At 67.4% G+C, this 16453-nt stretch carries 17 protein-coding genes; 7 read left to right on the forward strand and 10 right to left on the reverse strand.

Annotated features, from left to right (window positions below):
• Positions 1–362: 362 nt before the first annotated feature.
• Complete coding sequence (locus tag BST12_RS16835) at positions 363–1391, reverse strand: PPE family protein (protein WP_083114273.1); 1029 nt, start codon at positions 1389–1391, stop codon at positions 363–365.
• Between the two features lie 91 nt (positions 1392–1482).
• Entirely contained in the window at positions 1483–1857 is a 375-nt protein-coding gene (gene lpqS / locus BST12_RS16840; protein ID WP_139801726.1) for a putative copper homeostasis (lipo)protein LpqS, read from the reverse strand.
• Between the two features lie 113 nt (positions 1858–1970).
• Between lpqS and BST12_RS16845 the strand changes: the two genes are divergently transcribed.
• The gene (locus BST12_RS16845; RefSeq protein WP_083114275.1) at positions 1971–3374 is read left to right on the forward strand and encodes an NAD(P)/FAD-dependent oxidoreductase; all 1404 of its coding nucleotides are present in this window, start codon (positions 1971–1973) and stop codon (positions 3372–3374) included.
• Here BST12_RS16845 and BST12_RS16850 read toward each other — a convergent pair.
• The 3 genes from BST12_RS16850 to purT are packed head-to-tail and all read right to left on the reverse strand — an operon-like array spanning position 3371 to position 6212.
• Positions 3371–4591, reverse strand: coding sequence for an O-succinylhomoserine sulfhydrylase (locus BST12_RS16850; RefSeq protein WP_083114276.1), 1221 nt, complete (start codon positions 4589–4591; stop codon positions 3371–3373). The two genes, BST12_RS16845 and BST12_RS16850, sit on opposite strands and share 4 nt — an antisense overlap.
• Entirely contained in the window at positions 4588–5004 is a 417-nt protein-coding gene (locus tag BST12_RS16855; RefSeq protein WP_083114277.1) for a rhodanese-like domain-containing protein, read from the reverse strand. The genes BST12_RS16850 and BST12_RS16855 overlap by 4 nt, the downstream gene beginning before the upstream one ends.
• On the reverse strand, positions 5001–6212 hold the full coding sequence (gene purT, locus BST12_RS16860) for a formate-dependent phosphoribosylglycinamide formyltransferase (RefSeq protein WP_276029846.1): 1212 nt from the start codon (positions 6210–6212) through the stop codon (positions 5001–5003). Before purT ends, BST12_RS16855 begins: the two co-directional genes overlap by 4 nt.
• Before the next feature lie 123 nt (positions 6213–6335).
• Here purT and BST12_RS16865 point away from each other — a divergent pair, with 123 nt between their 5' ends.
• Positions 6336–7637 (forward strand): PPE family protein, encoded by a 1302-nt coding sequence (locus BST12_RS16865; RefSeq protein ID WP_083114278.1) that lies wholly within the window; start codon positions 6336–6338, stop codon positions 7635–7637.
• Between the two features lie 4 nt (positions 7638–7641).
• Here BST12_RS16865 and BST12_RS16870 read toward each other — a convergent pair whose 3' ends face one another.
• Together BST12_RS16870 and BST12_RS16875 are read right to left on the reverse strand one after the other, a co-directional pair.
• Complete coding sequence (locus tag BST12_RS16870; RefSeq protein ID WP_083114279.1) at positions 7642–8289, reverse strand: PaaI family thioesterase; 648 nt, start codon at positions 8287–8289, stop codon at positions 7642–7644.
• On the reverse strand, positions 8286–9584 hold the full coding sequence (locus tag BST12_RS16875) for an adenylosuccinate synthase (protein ID WP_083114280.1): 1299 nt from the start codon (positions 9582–9584) through the stop codon (positions 8286–8288). Before BST12_RS16875 ends, BST12_RS16870 begins: the two co-directional genes overlap by 4 nt.
• Before the next feature lie 147 nt (positions 9585–9731).
• On the opposite strand from BST12_RS16875, the gene BST12_RS16880 reads away from it, so the two are divergent.
• The 3 genes from BST12_RS16880 to BST12_RS16890 are packed head-to-tail and all read left to right on the forward strand — an operon-like array spanning position 9732 to position 12071.
• Positions 9732–10370: a peptidase M50 gene (locus tag BST12_RS16880; protein WP_083114281.1), complete on the forward strand. Its 639-nt coding sequence runs from the start codon at positions 9732–9734 to the stop codon at positions 10368–10370.
• Positions 10352–11122, forward strand: a complete 771-nt coding sequence (locus BST12_RS16885) for a site-2 protease family protein (protein WP_083114282.1) — start codon at positions 10352–10354, stop codon at positions 11120–11122. Before BST12_RS16880 ends, BST12_RS16885 begins: the two co-directional genes overlap by 19 nt.
• A 43-nt stretch (positions 11123–11165) precedes the next feature.
• Positions 11166–12071 carry a cation diffusion facilitator family transporter gene (locus BST12_RS16890; RefSeq protein ID WP_083114283.1) on the forward strand — a complete coding sequence of 302 codons (906 nt, stop codon included), beginning with the start codon at positions 11166–11168 and terminating at the stop codon, positions 12069–12071.
• An 8-nt stretch (positions 12072–12079) separates the two neighbouring features.
• Here BST12_RS16890 and BST12_RS16895 read toward each other — a convergent pair whose 3' ends face one another.
• Positions 12080–12493 carry a DUF3151 domain-containing protein gene (locus BST12_RS16895; protein WP_083114284.1) on the reverse strand — a complete coding sequence of 138 codons (414 nt, stop codon included), beginning with the start codon at positions 12491–12493 and terminating at the stop codon, positions 12080–12082.
• 67 nt (positions 12494–12560) lie between these two features.
• On the opposite strand from BST12_RS16895, the gene BST12_RS16900 reads away from it, so the two are divergent.
• Positions 12561–13352, forward strand: a complete 792-nt coding sequence (locus tag BST12_RS16900) for an Rv0361 family membrane protein (RefSeq protein WP_083114285.1) — start codon at positions 12561–12563, stop codon at positions 13350–13352.
• Between the two features lie 84 nt (positions 13353–13436).
• Here BST12_RS16900 and fbaA read toward each other — a convergent pair whose 3' ends face one another.
• Positions 13437–14474, reverse strand: coding sequence for a class II fructose-bisphosphate aldolase (gene fbaA / locus BST12_RS16905; protein WP_083114286.1), 1038 nt, complete (start codon positions 14472–14474; stop codon positions 13437–13439).
• 61 nt (positions 14475–14535) lie between these two features.
• Here fbaA and BST12_RS16910 point away from each other — a divergent pair, with 61 nt between their 5' ends.
• Positions 14536–15216, forward strand: coding sequence for a VTT domain-containing protein (locus BST12_RS16910; RefSeq protein WP_083114287.1), 681 nt, complete (start codon positions 14536–14538; stop codon positions 15214–15216).
• On the opposite strand, the gene BST12_RS16915 is transcribed toward BST12_RS16910, so the two are convergent.
• Entirely contained in the window at positions 15205–16317 is a 1113-nt protein-coding gene (locus BST12_RS16915) for a glycoside hydrolase family 76 protein (protein WP_083114288.1), read from the reverse strand. The two genes, BST12_RS16910 and BST12_RS16915, sit on opposite strands and share 12 nt — an antisense overlap.
• Positions 16318–16453: the final 136 nt, after the last annotated feature.

Below are 16453 nucleotides of genomic sequence, written 5' to 3' on the forward strand. Positions count from 1 at the left end.
CGGGGCAATCGCGAATCGACCGCCAAGGCCACACACTCGAAGCGGGCGTGGGCGTTCCGCGGCGGGGGCCAGCGCGGCGCGATACGAGTCGCCGATTCGACTGTGCACGTGTGGCTTTGAGTGTGCACACGCGGCGGGGCAATCGCGAATCGACCGCCAAGGCCACACACTCGAAGCGGGCGTGGGCGTTCCGCGGCGGAGGCCAGCGCGGCGCGATACGAGTCGCCGATTCGACTGTGCACGTGTGGCTTTGAGTGTGCACACACGGCGGCCGAATCGCGAAAAGACCGCCAAGGCCACACACTCGAAGCGGGCGTCGCCCGCCGGCCAGGCCCGCCGGCCAGGCCCGTCGGCCGACTCGATTAAAGCGACCGCGGCAGCACCGTGGGACGAAACCCAGCCCGAAAAGTCGCCGCAGTACCCGAACCTTCGCCGCGGGCGGTCATGCTGATCGGCAGACCGCCGAGCATGCTGCCGGCCCCAGCGACCGGCTGAACCGCGGAAACGCTGCCGACGCCCGGTAACCGGGCGGCCGCAGAACTCGGCGCGCCAACCGCGCCAACCGCCCCGGTGAGCGTCGCCCAACTCCGCGGCACCGACAACGGCCCGAGCGACATCGCCCCGCCCACTTCTGCCGACACCTCCGCCGCAGGCAGCGCCAACCCGGTGAGCTGGTTGGTCACCGTCGTACCCAGCGCGGTCGCTTCCCGACCTAACGACTCCACCGCAGTGGCCGACGAGCCGAATGCCTTGGCCACCGAGCTCATCGAGGACATCGCCGACATCGACGAACTCATCGTCGATGCAACCGAACTCAACGGTGACACAAGGGAACTCAACATGCTGATGTCCTCCAAGAAGTGGGAACCATCCCCATTGACCGGTGACGTGAACGCCGTCAAGACCGACGCGGCCGCCGAGGCGCCGGCATACCCATACATGGCCGCGGCATCCTGGGCCCACATTTCGCCGTAGTGCGCCTCTACCGTCGCGATCGCGGGCGTGTTAATACCCAGCACGTTGGTCGCCGTCAAAGCCAGCAACAGCGTCCGGTTGGCGGCAATCACCGGCGGGGGCACCGTGGCCGCAAACGCCGCCTCGAATGCGCCCGCAGCAGCCCGCATTTGAGCCGCGGTGTGCTGCGCCTGTGCGGCGCTGGCAGTCAGCCACCCCAGGTACGGGGTGGCCGCAGTGACCATCGCCACTGACGCCTCGCCCAGCCACGGCTCGTCGGTCAGCGCCGTAATGACCGCCCCGGCAGAGCTCGCCGTCGAGTACAGCTCGTCGGCAACCGATTCCCAGGCCGACGCGGCAATCAGCATCGACCCGGCGCCGGGGCCGGCGTACATCTTCCCGGAGTTGATCTCCGGCGGTAACGCACCAAAGTCCATTTCCTTTGCTCCCAAGCCATTTCGTCGCACCAGAAAAAGTCAGCGAAACTCCGGTCGTGGGCAATGGAGCACACGACCTGGCGCTGACCGCTCAGCGACGGACTTGGCAGATCCGGGTCAATAGGCTGCGACCGGACACGGCGACGACGACGCCGGCCGGCGGGCTGCGGCCACCTGGGGCACCGACACACGCAACCAGAAAAGCCGCCACACCCGCAACGGCCACCAAACCGAGCGCAACCCACGCCGTTACCGGCGGCGGCAAGGGCAAGGTGGCGAACCGCGGCGGGCATGGCTTAGCAGGACCAAGCAGATGCCCCTGGTCGCCGGCGACCGCGGACAGCGACGAATCAGCGTGCTGAATGTGCCCGAGGTCCAGGCGCGGGATTCCGCAATGCACGCCGGCGATGCCGAACACCAGCCACGCCACCACTACAGCGGCAATGGCGCGTCGCGACCGGATCACCGAACCTAGGGTATACCCCCTACCCGTATCTGTAAACCCGCGGTTGCTGTCGAACGCGGGCCGGCTAGTCGTACGGTGTACATGCGCTGCAGTGACCAGACTGAAGGAGAACCATGACGCCCCCATCCAGCGACAGCGGCAGGCGCCACCGCGTCGTCATCATCGGAAGCGGCTTCGGCGGCCTGAACGCGGCCAAGTCGCTCAAGCGGGCCGATGTCGAGGTCACCTTGATTTCGAAGACCACCACCCACTTGTTCCAGCCACTGCTGTACCAAGTCGCGACCGGCATCCTGTCCGAAGGCGACATCGCCCCGACCACGCGGCTGATCCTGCGCAAACAGAAGAACGTCAGGGTGTTGCTGGGCGAAGTCGAAGCGATCGATCTGACGGCCAAGACCGTCAGGTCGAAACTGATGGGCATGGAGACGGTCACCCCGTACGACAGTCTCATCGTCGCCGCCGGCGCGCAGCAGTCCTACTTCGGCAACGACCACTTCGCCACCTACGCGCCGGGCATGAAAACGATCGACGACGCACTGGAATTGCGCGGCCGCATCCTCGGCGCGTTCGAAGCCGCCGAGGTCGCCACCGACCATGACGAACGCGAACGTCGGCTGACGTTCGTCGTCGTCGGCGCCGGACCCACCGGCGTCGAGTTGGCCGGCGAGATCGTCCAACTCGCCGAGCGCACCCTGGCCGGCGCCTTCCGCACCATTACACCCAGCGAATGCCGGGTGATCCTGCTCGATGCCGCACCCGCGGTGTTGCCGCCGATGGGCACCAAGTTGGGCCTCAAGGCCCAACACCGGCTGGAAAAGATGGACGTCGAGGTCCAACTCAACGCGATGGTGAGCGCCGTGGACTACAAGGGCATCACGATCAAGGAAAAGGACGGCACCGAGCGCCGCATCGAATGCGCGTGCAAAGTGTGGGCGGCCGGCGTCCAGGCCAGCCCGCTGGGCAAGATGGTGACCGAGCAGTCCGACGGAACCGAAACCGACCGCGCCGGACGGGTTGTCGTGGAACCCGACCTCACCGTGAAGGGACACCCGCACGTCTTCGTCGTCGGCGATTTGATGTCCGTGCCCGACGTGCCCGGGATGGCGCAGGGCGCAATCCAGGGCGCGCACTACGCCACGAAGATCATCAAGAACACCGTCAAAGGCAAGGACGACCCGGCCACTCGCGAGCCGTTCAAATACTTCAACAAGGGCAGCATGGCCCTGGTCTCGCGGTACACCGCCGTCGCCCAGGTCGGCAAGCTGGAGTTCGCCGGTTTCATCGCTTGGCTGGCGTGGCTGGTGCTGCACCTGTATTACCTGGTGGGCCACCGGAACCGGATCGCGGCGATGTTCTCCTGGGGGATCTCATTCCTGGGCCGCACCCGTGGGCAGATGGCCATCACCAGCCAGATGGTCTATGCCCGCGTGGTGACGCAGTGGATGGAGGCACAGACCCAGGGAGCGCTGGCGGCGGCCGAACGCGCCGAACAAGCAGAACAGCAGGCGACCGGCTAACTCAACGCCTGGTCGATATCGGCGATCAGGTCGTCGGTGCCTTCCAGCCCGACGGAGATGCGGACCACGCCGTCACCGAGCCCGATCGCGGCGCGGCCCTCCGGACCCATCGCCCGGTGCGTGGTCGTCGCGGGATGCGTGACAAGCGATTTGGCGTCGCCGAGGTTGTTGGAGATGTCGATCAGCCGCAACTTGTCCAGGACTTCGAAGACCCGTTGCTTGGCGGCACTTGCGGGGACGTCGAGTTCGAAGGTGACAACCGTTCCGCCGCCGGACATTTGACGCTTCGCCAGGTCGTACTGCGGGTGCGACGGCAGGTAGGGGTAACGCACCCATCGCACCGCGGGATGGCCTTCCAGGAACTCCGCGATACGCTGCGCCGAGGAATTGCTGTACTCGACCCGAACCGCAAGTGTCTCAAGGCCTTTCAACAGCACCCACGCGTTGAACGCGCTCAGCGCCGGGCCGGTGTGCCGCATCAGCTTCTGCACCGGACCGTCGATGTACTCCTGGTCGCCGAGGATGGCACCGCCGAGCACCCGGCCCTGGCCGTCGATGTGTTTGGTGCCCGAGTACACCACCACGTCCACTCCGAGCGGAAAACCCTGCTGCAGCAACGGCGTGGCAAACACGTTGTCCAGCACCACTTTTGCGCCCGCCGCGTGGGCCATCTCGGTCACCGCGGCGATATCCACCAGGGATTGCATCGGATTCGACGGCGTCTCGAAGAACACCGCCTGGGTGGGTACCGATAATGCCTGCTCCCATTGCGAAAGGTCGTCGCCGTCGACGAAAACGGTCTCCACACCCCAGCGCGGCAGGATCTCGTTGCACACCACGAAACACGAGCCGAATAGGCTGCGCGCGGCCACCAACCGATCGCCGGCGCCCAGCAGTGCACCCAGCGAGGTGAACACCGCGGCCATGCCACTGGCGGTGGCGAACGCCGCCGGGGCGCCTTCGATCAGGCGCAGCCGTTCCTGGAACATGCTGATCGTCGGGTTGCCGTAACGCGAGTACACAAAGTGGTCCGACTCGCCGGTGAACGACTGCTCGGCCACCTCGGCCGACGGGTAGACATAGCCGGACGTCATGAACATCGCCTCGGCGGTCTCTTCGAACCCGGAGCGCAACAGACCGCCGCGCACGCCGACGGTCGCCTGGCTCACGCCGTCGGGCAGCGCCTTGGGCGTGCGGACCGAGGGCTCCTCGGTCACCCCTGTCTCCAGGGCAACCCCAGCGCTCGCCAGCCGCTTTCGCCGCGATGTGCATGGGTATCGAGGTGTCCTTCGAAGCCGTCCAGCACGTTGTAGGACGGTCCGATGCCCGCCTCGGTCGCGACTTCGGCCGCACCGATGGAGCGGTTACCCGAGCGGCACAAGAAGATCACCGGCCGATCTTCCTGACCGGCGGGAACCTGTTCCTGCAGTTGGGTCAGGAAGCCGTCGTTGTGCTGGCCGTTGCTCTTGTTCCACTCGATGAAAACCACTTCACGGCCCAGGCTGGACAGATCGGGCACACCCACGAAACTCCATTCGGCATCGGTGCGCACGTCGACCAGTACTGCCTGGGGGTTGTCGCTGAGCATCTTCCATGCCTCAAGCGGCGTTATATCTCCTGCGTAGCTCACTCGCGTGAGTCTCGCACATCAAGGTGGGTAGCGACGTCGCGGGCGCGGTCGCGAGCGGCCGCCACCTCGGGCGCGGTGGCCAGCGCCAGCCCGATGCCGCCGGGAGCCCCGGCGGGCACCGGCCGTTCCGTTTGCCCGAACAGCCGAAGGTCGCTTTCCGGCACCCGCAGTGCCGCCGTCAGCGCGTCGGCGCCCGGCGGTGTGCCCGTCACCTCGCGGGCAGCGCCGGGCGACACCATGATGGTGTCCACCGCCACCCCCAGAATGGCCCGCGCCTGCAGCTCGAACACCGAAAGCCGCTGGCTGCGCAGGGTGACCCAGGTGCTGGCGGTGGGGTGTGCGGTCACATCGCCGAAGTACACCTCGTCGCCGTTGATCATCAATTCGACGCTGAAGACGCCGCGCCCGCCGAGCGCCTTGACGATGCGCGCGGCGATCGATCTGGCCGCATCCAGCGCCGGCGTGCTCATCTGCTGGGGTTGCCAGGACTCCAGCGCACCGCCCTCGGCGCGGTGGTGCCCAACGGGTGCGCAGAACTCGATTACCGGCCCGTCCGGGCCGTCGCTGCGCACAACGATCATCGTGACCAGAAATTCGACCTCGACCACCGACTCGGCCCAGACGGAGTAGGCCTCACCCGGCGTATCGCCACCGCCGGCCCGCTGCCAGGCGTCTTTGACCTGGTCAGGGCCCTTGACCAGCGACTGCCCCTGGCCGGGCGTCCCCGCGCTCGGTTTGACCAGCAACGGGAACCCGGCATGGGCGGCGACGGCCTCGAGTTCACCCAGCGATCCGACGAACCAGAACGGCGCGGTGGGCAGGCCCAGCTGATCAGCGGCCAGCTTGCGCAGGCCCTCCCGGTCACCGGTCACCCGGACGGCGCGCGCGCTGGGCACCAGTTCGGTGTGGCCGCCTTCGGAATCTGCCTGCTCGGCTTCGCTGAGACTGAGGTCGTTGAGCGCCTTTACCGAAACCGCGTCGGTGAGCGTCACGACGAAGTCCGGTTGCAAGCGCCCGAACAACTCGGCCAGTTGGGCCGGGTCGGTCAGCTCGGCGACGAGCGCCTGGTCGGCCACTCGGTGTGCGGGCGCATCGGGCGAACCGTCGACGGCGATCACTTCGGCGCCCAGCCGCTGCAGCGCGATCGTCAACTCCCGTCCGAGCTCATCCGAACCCAGCAGCAGCACCCGGGGGCCGTCAGTCACCAGCTCACCCTTCCATAAGAGAACGACGCGTCTGGGCTCATTTTTGGGAATCTTATGTAACTCTGCTGATAGGTGCCTGTGTACCTTGGCGATGAGGAGGTCTCAGTTGGTGGCAGGAGGGTAGCGATGGACTTCGCGGAGCTACCGCCCGAAATCAATTCGGCCCGTATCTATTCCGGTCCGGGCTCGGCACCGCTGATGCAGGCGGCCGCGGCCTGGGCGCGGCTGTCCAACGAACTGAACGCGACCGCGGCCACCTACGAAGCGGTGGTAGCCGGGCTCAGCGGTCACGAGTGGCAGGGCGCGTCGGCGCTGTCGATGGCCGCCGCTGCAGCACCCTACGTCGCATGGATGAAGGCCACCGCCGCTCAGGCCGAGCAGGCCGCGGCACAGGCCGTGGCCGCGGCAAACGCGTACGAGTCGGCATACGCGGCAACCGTTCCGCCGGTCGCGATCACGGCCAACCGCGCCTCGACCGTTGCCCTGGCCCAAACCAACATATTCGGCCAGAACACCCCGGCGATCGCCAACAACGAAGCCGACTACGGCGAAATGTGGGCACAGGACATCGTCGCCATGGACGGCTACGCGGGCACCTCCGCGGCGGCGTCGGAGCTGACGCCGTTCACCCCGCCGCCGGCGACCACCACCGAGAGCGCACCTCTTGCCGAACCGGCCGCAGCCGTGTCCGCGATTACCGCACCCGCGGCGGCAATCGGCCTACCAACACCGATCGGCGATCTGGACCTGCTGGTCGCGGCGGCCGTGGTGGTCGCGGCAGTCAGCACCGGCGTACAAGGGGCGCAGCTGGTCGAGGTCTATCGCCACGACGCCATCTCCGAGGACGACGCCAGTCGTGGCATCGGCATCGACGACAGCGGCGCAGCCGGCGGGGGAAACATCTCGGTCCCGGGCGGCGCGCGGGCCGACGATACGAACCCTGCGGCGTCTGGACGGCTGGTGCCGGGCGTCAAGCCGCCGGTCGCCGCGCTGTCGGGCTATTCGTCGAATGCCGGCGGGCTATCGGTGCCGCAGAGCTGGTACCAGCCACCGGCGGTGCGCCAGATCGCTGCGATGTTCCCCAACGCCACACCGATGTACATGACCGGCAGCTCCGACGGCTCGTACGCCGGCCTGGCGGCCGCGGGCCTGGCGGGCACCAGCGTGGCCGGGCTGGCGGCGCGCGGCGGTTCCTCCTCGGGCACGAGCACCCAGCCCGCCACCCCGGGCGGCGGCGCCGGCGGCGCCGCGGCCGCGGCGGCCAAGCCCGCGGCGAACCAACCCGCAATACCGGCCGCGGCGGCCGGCGCGCACTTTCCAGGGCTGCCGGCGGGCCTGCCCCCGGGCGTCGTCGCCAACCTTGCGGCAACGCTGGCCGCGATCCCCGGGGCCACCATCATCGTGGTGCCGCCGAACCCCAACCAGTAGGCCGTTACGGCTGGCCGGGCAATAGCCGCACCATCAGGCCGTTGCCCTCGGCCAGCACCGTGTCGTCGCTGTCGACCAGTTCTGCCGTCACGAACGCCTTGCGGCCCTCGGTGCTGCTGACCCGCCCGCGGATCAGCAGCGGCGTATCGATCGGGGTGACCTTGCGGTAATCCACGTGCAGGAACGCCGTGCGGCTGATCGGCCGTCCGGCCGCGTGCGAAATCATGCCGAACATGTGGTCAAACAGCAGCGGCAGCACACCGCCGTGCACCGCGGAGTTGCCCCCCACGTGAAATCTGGTGAAGGTCCCGGTCATCTCGACGCCGTCGGGCTCATAGCGGGTCAAGGTCCACGGCGGCAGCAACAGGCTGCCCATGCCGGGCAGGTCCGGCGTCCGGCCGGCCGGTGCCTTGCCCTCCTCGGCCTGGAACGGGCCGAGCAACTCGACCAGCCCCGCGGCGCGCGAAGCCGCCTCATCCCACACGTCGTCGCCGGGGTCGGCGGACACCGCCAGGTCCTGCAACCGGCGCATGGTCGCCACGAAGTCGCGGAACCCGGCGCCCGGATTGGCCGGCCCGTATTCGGGGAAGCCGCCGTGATGGTCGTATTCGGGATCTTCGTCTTCTGGCCGCACCGACGAATAATGCGTCACCGGCGCGCCGCCAGGATATCGCGGCGCACGATGGTCTGATCCCGTCCCGGACCGACGCCAATGCACGAAACATAAGCTCCGGCAAGCTCTTCCAGCCGCAACACGTAGTCGCGCGCCTTGGCCGGCAGGTCGTCGAATTCGCGCGCGGCCGAGATGTCTTCCCACCAGCCGGGCAGCTCTTCGTAGATCGGCGTGGCGCCACAGAGGTCGCTCTGGGTCATCGGCATCTCGTGGGTGCGCTTGCCGTCGACCTCGTAGCCGACGCACACCGGAACGGTTTCCAGGCTGGAGAGCACGTCGAGCTTGGTCAGGAAGAAGTCGGTGATGCCGTTCACCCGGGTCGCATACCGCGCGATGACGGCATCGAACCAGCCGCAGCGCCGGCGCCGCCCGGTCGTCACACCGAATTCGCCGCCGGTCTTGGACAGGTACTCGCCCTTCTCGTCGAACAGCTCGGTGGGGAACGGGCCGGAGCCCACCCGGGTGGTGTAGGCCTTGAGGATCCCGAGCACGGTGGTGATCCGGGTCGGACCGATGCCGGATCCGACGGCCGCCCCACCCGCCGTCGGATTCGACGACGTCACGTACGGGTAGGTGCCGTGGTCGACGTCGAGCAGGGTGCCCTGCGAGCCTTCCAGCAACACCGTTTCGCCCGCCTCCAGCGCGGCGTTGAGCAGCAGCCGGGTGTCGGCGATGCGATGCCGGAAACCCTCGGCCTGTTCCAGCAGCGCCTCGACGACCTGGTCTGGCTCCAGCGCCTTGCGGTTGTAGATCTTGACCAACACCTGGTTCTTGAACTCAAGTGCGGCCTCGACCTTGTGGGTGAGCTGTTCGGGGTTCAGCACATCGGCGACCCGGATCCCCATCCGGGCGATCTTGTCTTGGTAGCAGGGCCCGATGCCGCGGCCGGTGGTGCCGATCTTCTTGCTGCCCATGTAGCGCTCGGTGACCTTGTCAATGGCGACGTGGTAGGGCATCAGCAGGTGGGCGTCGGCGGAGATCAGCAGCTTGGAGGTGTCGACGCCGCGATCTTCCAGGCCTTTGAGTTCGTCGAGCAGCACGCCGGGGTCCACCACCACGCCGTTGCCGATGACATTGGTGACGCCGGGCGTCAGCACACCCGAGGGAATGAGGTGCAACGCGAAGTTCTCCCCCGTGGGCAAGACGACGGTGTGCCCGGCGTTGTTGCCGCCCTGATAGCGCACCACCCACTGCACCCGGCCACCGAGCAGATCAGTGGCCTTACCTTTGCCCTCGTCGCCCCACTGGGCGCCGATGAGGACGACTGCCGGCATGACGTGCTCCCACCTGGGTCTAATGGTGACGACCCGCTGCGCGCGGCGGGCGCCGCGCTTGCGATCGCCACCTGCTCTCGCGGGTTATCCCCGCTTATTGTGGTCCAGCCGGTGACCTACCCTACCTAGCGGTTAACGAGGAGTGTCATGAATGCGGCCGTGTTGCTGTTCGGCGATTCCGGCGTGCCGCGGTCGCTGGCCGGTTTGCCGGTGTTCGTTGGCGAGCCGGGGGACGGCTTGGATGCGATCGACGGGCCCTATCGGCGATTGATCGTGGTGGGCACCGACGCCGACCTGGCCGCCGTACTCACCCGGTTATTGCGCGCCGAGCGACTCGACGTCGAGGTCGGCTATGTGCCGCGCCGGCGCACGCCGGCGACCCGGGTCTATCGGTTGCCTGCCGGACGCCGCGCGGCCCGGCGGGCCCGGCGTGGGACCGCCGCCCGGGTCCCGCTGATCCGCGACGAGACCGGCACCGTGATCGTGGGCCGGGCCAGCTGGCGGCCGGCCGGCGACGAGTCGGTGATCCATGGCGAGGCCGTCGTCGACGACACGGTGCTGTTCGACGGCGACGTCACCGGCGTGTCCATCGAGCCGACGGCGGCGCTACCCGGCCTGCGCGCCGCGCTGCCCGGCCGGCGGCCGTGGCGCCGCTGGGTCAGTGGGCGCGCCGTCCAGCTGGGCACGACCGGCGCCGCGGTGCTGCGCGACGGCGTTACGGCACCCCGCAAGGTGCGGCGCTCAACCTTCTACCGCAACATCGAGGGATGGTTGTTGGTTCGGTAGTACGACCCAGCCCGATCTTCCTGGGCCTCATCGCGGCCACCGCCGTCGGCGGCGCACTGGCCTGGGCGGCCGGGGCGAGCGTGCGTCCGCTGTCCTATGCCGGGGTGTTCATCTTCGTGATCGCCGGCTGGTTGGTGTCGCTGTGCCTGCACGAGTTCAGCCACGCGTTCACCGCCTGGCGCTTCGGCGACCAGGACGTGGCCCTGCGCGGCTACCTGAGCCTGGACCCGCGCCGCTACAGCCATCCCATGCTGTCGCTGGGTTTGCCGATGTTGTTCATCGCGCTCGGTGGCATCGGCCTGCCCGGCGGCGCGGTGTACCTACACACCTGGTTCATGAGCGCGCGGCGGCGCACCCTGGTCAGCCTGGCCGGACCCGCAGCCAACCTGCTGCTGGCTGTGTTGCTGCTGGTGACAACGCAGCTGCTGTACAACCCGGCGCACGCGGTGTTGTGGGCGGGCGTGGCGTTTCTGGGGTTCCTGCAGATCACCGCGGTAGTGCTGAACCTGCTGCCCATCCCGGGCCTGGACGGTTACGACGCGCTGGAGCCGCACCTGAGTCCCGAGACGCAGCGCGCGGTGGCACCGGCCAAGCAATTCGCACCCTTTTTTCTGCTGTTCTTCTTCCTGGCACCCGTGCTTAACCGGTGGCTCTTCGGGCTTGTGTACTGGTTGTTCGATCTCTCCGGTGTGCCGCATTGGCTGGCGGCCGCGGGTGGCACGCTGACCCGGTTCTGGAGCATCTGGTTCTGATAACTATTGCAATATATGCGTTATTACGCATATATTACTGCGCATGGGCGCAGGCCACAGTCACAGTCATACCCCCACCGAGGCGGACGCTTCGCGGATGATTCCGCGGATGGTGATCGCGGCGGGCATCCTCGCTGCGTTCTTCGTGGTGGAGCTGACCACCTCGCTGCTGATCAACTCGATCGCGCTGCTGGCCGATGCCGGACACATGCTGACCGACGTGGTGGCCGTGTTCATGGGTCTGGCCGCGGTCGTGCTGGCCCGCCGCGGCAGCTCCTCCCCCAACCGCACCTTCGGCTGGCACCGCGCCGAGGTGTTCACCGCGGTGGCCAACGCCGTGCTGCTGATCGGCGTCGCGCTGTTCATCCTCTTCGAAGCGATCGAACGCCTCCGTGAGGCACCGTCGATCCCGGGCGTGCCGATGGTCGTGGTGGCGCTGGCCGGCCTGCTCGCCAACTTCGTGGTCGCGCTGTTGCTGCGCTCGCACGCCGACGGCAGTCTCGCGGTCAAAGGCGCCTACATGGAGGTGGTCGCCGACACCGTCGGCAGCCTGGGCGTGTTGATCGCCGGCATCGTCACCATCACGACGAGCTGGCCGTATGCCGACGTGGTGGTTGCCGTCCTGGTCGCGCTGTGGGTGCTGCCGCGGGCGATCGCGCTGGCCCGGGCCGCGCTGCGGATTCTGTCCGAGTCCTCACCGGCGCACATCGACGTCGACGCCTTGCGCCACGCGCTGGGCGACGTCGACGGGGTGAGGGATGTGCACGACCTGCACGTGTGGACGCTGTCGCCCGGCAAAGACATGGTTACCGCGCACCTGACCAGCGACGGCGACTCCGCCCGGGTGCTGCACGACGCGCGCGAGGTGTTGCATGAGCACGGGCTGGACCACGCCACCGTCCAGATCGAGTCCGCGGACGGCGACGCGCACTGCAGCGAGACCTACTAAGGGCCCGACTAAAGACCGAGGGCCTGGCGCGCGGCGGGGTCGCAGTCGTCGAGCAGATCCAGGCAGCGGTACAGCTCGTCGGTCTCGCCGATGGCGTCGGCGGCACGGGCCAGCGCGGCCACGCACCGCAAAAAGCCCTGGTTCGGTTCGTGTGCATAGGGCACCGGACCGAAGCCTTTCCAGCCGTTGCGGCGCAATTGGTCGAGGCCACGGTGATAACCGGTGCGGGCATATGCGTAGGCGGTGACGGCTTTGTCGTCGGCCAGTGCCTGCTCAGCCAACGTCGCCCAGGCCACCGAGGCCGACGGATGCGCGGCCGCGACAATGCTCGGGTTTTCGCCGGCCAGCAGCTCCTCTTCGGCTTCGCCGCCAGGGGGCAGCAGGATCGGATCAGGTCCCAGGAGATCACCCATCTGCGTCATGGGCTCTATTGTGCCGTTCCAATTGTGCCGTTCCGCGTGGCGGCCGGCGGGTCGCTAAGCTCCTTTCATGCCCAACGCACCCGAGCCCGACCGCGACGGCACTGAAGACACCGGCACCGAACCCCCCCTGATTCCGAACGACTCGGAAACCGAAACCGTGGTGATCAGCAAATCCGATCCGCCGGAAGCTCCGGAGCCGCTCAACCCGGATGCGCCGCGCGAACGCCGCTTCACCGCTCCGGGCTTCGACGCCAAAGAGACCCAGGTCATCGCCACCGCCCCCGAGGCCGCCACCGAGGTCTTCCAGACCCATCCCGGTCCGGGCGGCTCGCCGACACCGCCCGGCATGCATCCGAAAACGGCTGTGCCGCAATCCATCCCACCGCGTGACAGCGGCAAGCCGGGGTCGTCCAAGCAACACAAATGGGGCTGGGTGCTGGCGATCGTGGTGATCGTGCTCGCGTTAGCGGCAATCGCCATCCTGGGCACCGTGCTGCTGACCCGGACCAAGCATTCGAAGGTGTCGCAGGAAGAACAAGTGCGACACACCATCCAGAGCTTTGACATCGCGATCCAGACCGGCGATCTGACGGCGCTGCGCAGCATCACCTGCGGCACCACCCGCGATGGTTACGTCGAGTACGACGAAAAGGCTTGGGCGGAAAGCTATCGCCGGGTTTCGGCGGCCAAGCAGTATCCGGTGATCGCCAGCATCGACCAGGTCGTGGTCAACGGCCAGCACGCCGAGGCCAACATCACCACGTTCATGGCCTACGACCCGCAGCTGCGCTCGACCCGCAGCCTCGACCTACAGTTCCGCGACGATCAGTGGAAGATCTGCCAAGCGCCCTCGAACTAGCCGTCTAACGCTCGCGCCGAGCGTGCACTGATTGCGAGATTCGGGCCAGATTTTCGCAGTGAGTGCACGCTGGGCGGCAGAGGGTCAACTCGAGCTGAGCGCCTTGCCGGCGCAGTGCAGATCGTTGCAGGCCTCGATGACCCGCTCGGTCATCGCGGCCTCGGCCTTCTTCAGATAGCTGCGCGGGTCGTAGACCTTCTTGGCGCCCACCTCGCCGTCGACCTTGAGCACGCCGTCGTAGTTGGTGAACATGTGGCCGGCGATCGGGCGGGTGAACGCGTACTGGGTGTCGGTGTCGACGTTCATCTTCACCACCCCGTAGCGCAACGCCTCCTCGATCTCTGACTTCTCCGAGCCCGAGCCGCCGTGGAAGACGAAGTCGAACGGCTTCGCGTCGTCCGCGAGACCGAGTTTGGCCGCCGCCACCTTCTGCCCTTGGGCCAGGATGTCGGGGCGCAGCTTGACGTTGCCGGGCTTGTAGACCCCGTGCACGTTGCCGAACGTCGCGGCCAGCAGGTACTTGCCGTGTTCGCCGTGGCCCAGAGCGTCGATGGTCTTCTCGAAGTCCTTTGGGGTGGTGTAGAGCTTGTCGTTGATCTCGTTGGCGACGCCGTCCTCTTCGCCGCCCACCACGCCGATCTCGATCTCCAGGATGATCTTGGCGGCCGCGGCCTGCTTCAGCAGCTCTCGGGCGATCTCCAGGTTCTCGTCGATCGGCACCGCGGAACCGTCCCACATGTGCGACTGGAACAGCGGGTCCCGGCCCTTGCCCACTCTTTCTGCGGAGATGGCCAGCAGTGGGCGCACGTAGGTGTCGAGCTTGTCCTTAGGGCAGTGGTCGGTGTGCAGCGCGACGTTGATCGGGTATTTGGCGGCGATGACGTGGGTGAACTCGGCCAGGGCCACGGCCCCGGTCACCATGTCCTTGACGCCCAGGCCGGAGCCGAACTCCGCACCACCGGTGGAGAACTGGATGATGCCGTCGCTGCCGGCATCGGCGAAGCCTTTGATTGCCGCGTTGACGGTTTCCGAGGAGGTGCAGTTGATAGCCGGAAATGCGTACGAGTTCTGTTTCGCACGGCCCAGCATCTCGGCGTAGACCTCGGGCGTTGCGATGGGCATGAAACTTCCTCCTACAAGGCTGGGTCCACTCAGTATTACAACGCCGGTATGTTGAAGCGTCATGAGCACCGCCGTGACGGCCCTGCCGGACATCCTCGACCCGATGTACTGGCTGGGCGCCGGCGGGGTGTTCGGCTCCGCGGTGCTGCCCGGGATCCTGATCATCGTCTTCATCGAGACCGGATTGCTGTTTCCGCTGCTGCCGGGTGAGTCGCTGCTGTTCACCGGCGGATTATTGGCCGCGCACCCTAACCCGCCGGCCAACATCTGGGTGCTGGCCCCCGCGGTCGCGGTGGTTGCGGTGGCCGGTGATCAGTGTGGCTATTTCATCGGGCGCCGTATCGGGCCGGCGTTGTTCAAGAAGGAAGATTCGCGCTTCTTCAAGAAGCACTACGTGACCGATTCGCACGCCTTCTTCGAGAAATACGGTCCGTGGGCGATCATCCTGGCCCGGTTCGCCCCGTTCCTGCGGACGTTCACACCTGTGATCGCCGGGGTGTCCTACATGCGCTACCCGGTGTTCCTCGGTTTCGACATCGTCGGCGGTGTCGCCTGGGGCGGGGGCGTCACGCTGGCCGGCTACTTCCTGGGCAACGTGCCGTTCGTGCACCAGAACCTGGAAAAGATCATCCTGGCCATTCTGTTCGTCTCGCTGCTGCCGGCGCTGATCGGCGGCTGGCGCGCCTACCGCTCCAGGCGCCGCGCCGCCAAGAGCGAGTCCGAGCCCGCATTACCCGACTGAGGCCGCGTGCGCGGCCTCCATCAACATCCAGCCCGACAGCTGCACCGACAGGTCGCGCTCGGGGATTTCTGAGCTCATCACCGCGCCCTCGACGAACTCCGCCTCCTTGCCGGTCGCGGTGGGCAGCTCGGCGTCGCGGTCCCAGAACGCCCCGAATACCGGTAACCCGTCGACCGTTTGCCGGTAGTCCCACGCGGATTTGGCGCTGGACAGCACTATTGCCCGAGCGGCATCGCGGGTGGTGACGTCGGCGGCGGAATCCCCCGGCAAGGTGGTGGCCACCAGCGCGAGGTAGCGAGCGGTGATGCCCGCGAACAGGCCGCCGTCCCCGCCGCCCGCACCGCGCAGCACGCCGGAGGGCGCCATGTGCTCGCCCACGGCCGCGACCAGACGATGCACCCGCGCCTGATGCCGCTGCCTGGCTTCGGCGCCGGTGCGCGCGGCCAGCTCGGTTTCCAGTCCCAGCACCACACCCTGGCAGTAGGTGTACTGCGCGCGCACCAGTGAGCCGGCCTTGATGCCGTCGAACACCAGGTGTGTCTCCGGGTCGATCAAGGTGCGGTCGATCCAGTCACCCATCTGCTCGGCCCGTTTGAGCCAGTCGCCGTAGCGGGCCAAAAAGATTCCGGCCGGGCCGTTGGCGGGAGCGTTGAAGAACTGGTCCTGCTTGCGCCACGGGATGCCGCCGCCGTCTTCTGGCACCCACGCCTTGACGAACTGCTCGGCCAGCTTGGGCAGCGCGCGCTTGCGTTCGACACCGGCTATCCGGGCCGCACGCTCTAAGGCCAGCGCCAGCCACGCCATGTCGTCGTAGTAACTGTTGACCCAGGAGAGGTTGTTGCGCAGACGATGCGAGCGGACCTGCCGGTTGATTCGGGTGTGCCGCTGCGGCTGCGGATCGCGCAACTGCGCGTCGACCAGGCAATCCAGCAGATGCGCCTGCCACCAGTAATGCCAGGTTCCGAACAACCTGTCTTTTCGGTCCGAGGGCCAGGCCACCACTCCCAGTTGGGTTCCCGGAAGCGCCCAGAGCCGTTTCAGGTGCCGTTGGGTGACGGCCGCTTCGGAGCTGGCTGCGCGGTTTGCCCAAACCTGGTCCATACCTGGATCCTGCCTTACCGAGCCCGGGCGGCAAGACTCGGAAGAGTCTCGGACGAGTATTGACTAAAGCGCTCCGCAGTCAGGGCCAGCAGCGATAAATTCAGCGCGTTCCCGCTTGTTGCCCTGGGCTTGCAGG

The organism is Mycobacterium angelicum, from assembly GCF_002086155.1.
In the GTDB taxonomy this organism is placed as follows: Bacteria; Actinomycetota; Actinomycetes; order Mycobacteriales; family Mycobacteriaceae; genus Mycobacterium; species Mycobacterium angelicum.

Bases quoted from the DNA above. Each gene is read 5' to 3' on its own strand.
- BST12_RS16835 (WP_083114273.1), bottom strand. From the start codon at position 1,391: ATGGACTTTGGTGCGTTACCGCCGGAGATCAACTCCGGGAAGATGTAC.
- BST12_RS16845 (WP_083114275.1), top strand. From the start codon at position 1,971: ATGACGCCCCCATCCAGCGACAGCGGCAGGCGCCACCGCGTCGTCATC.
- BST12_RS16865 (WP_083114278.1), top strand. From the start codon at position 6,336: ATGGACTTCGCGGAGCTACCGCCCGAAATCAATTCGGCCCGTATCTAT.
- BST12_RS16875 (WP_083114280.1), bottom strand. From the start codon at position 9,584: ATGCCGGCAGTCGTCCTCATCGGCGCCCAGTGGGGCGACGAGGGCAAA.
- BST12_RS16880 (WP_083114281.1), top strand. From the start codon at position 9,732: ATGAATGCGGCCGTGTTGCTGTTCGGCGATTCCGGCGTGCCGCGGTCG.
- BST12_RS16885 (WP_083114282.1), top strand. From the start codon at position 10,352: ATGGTTGTTGGTTCGGTAGTACGACCCAGCCCGATCTTCCTGGGCCTC.
- BST12_RS16890 (WP_083114283.1), top strand. From the start codon at position 11,166: ATGGGCGCAGGCCACAGTCACAGTCATACCCCCACCGAGGCGGACGCT.
- BST12_RS16895 (WP_083114284.1), bottom strand. From the start codon at position 12,493: ATGACGCAGATGGGTGATCTCCTGGGACCTGATCCGATCCTGCTGCCC.
- BST12_RS16900 (WP_083114285.1), top strand. From the start codon at position 12,561: ATGCCCAACGCACCCGAGCCCGACCGCGACGGCACTGAAGACACCGGC.
- fbaA (WP_083114286.1), bottom strand. From the start codon at position 14,474: ATGCCCATCGCAACGCCCGAGGTCTACGCCGAGATGCTGGGCCGTGCG.
- BST12_RS16910 (WP_083114287.1), top strand. From the start codon at position 14,536: ATGAGCACCGCCGTGACGGCCCTGCCGGACATCCTCGACCCGATGTAC.
- BST12_RS16915 (WP_083114288.1), bottom strand. From the start codon at position 16,317: ATGGACCAGGTTTGGGCAAACCGCGCAGCCAGCTCCGAAGCGGCCGTC.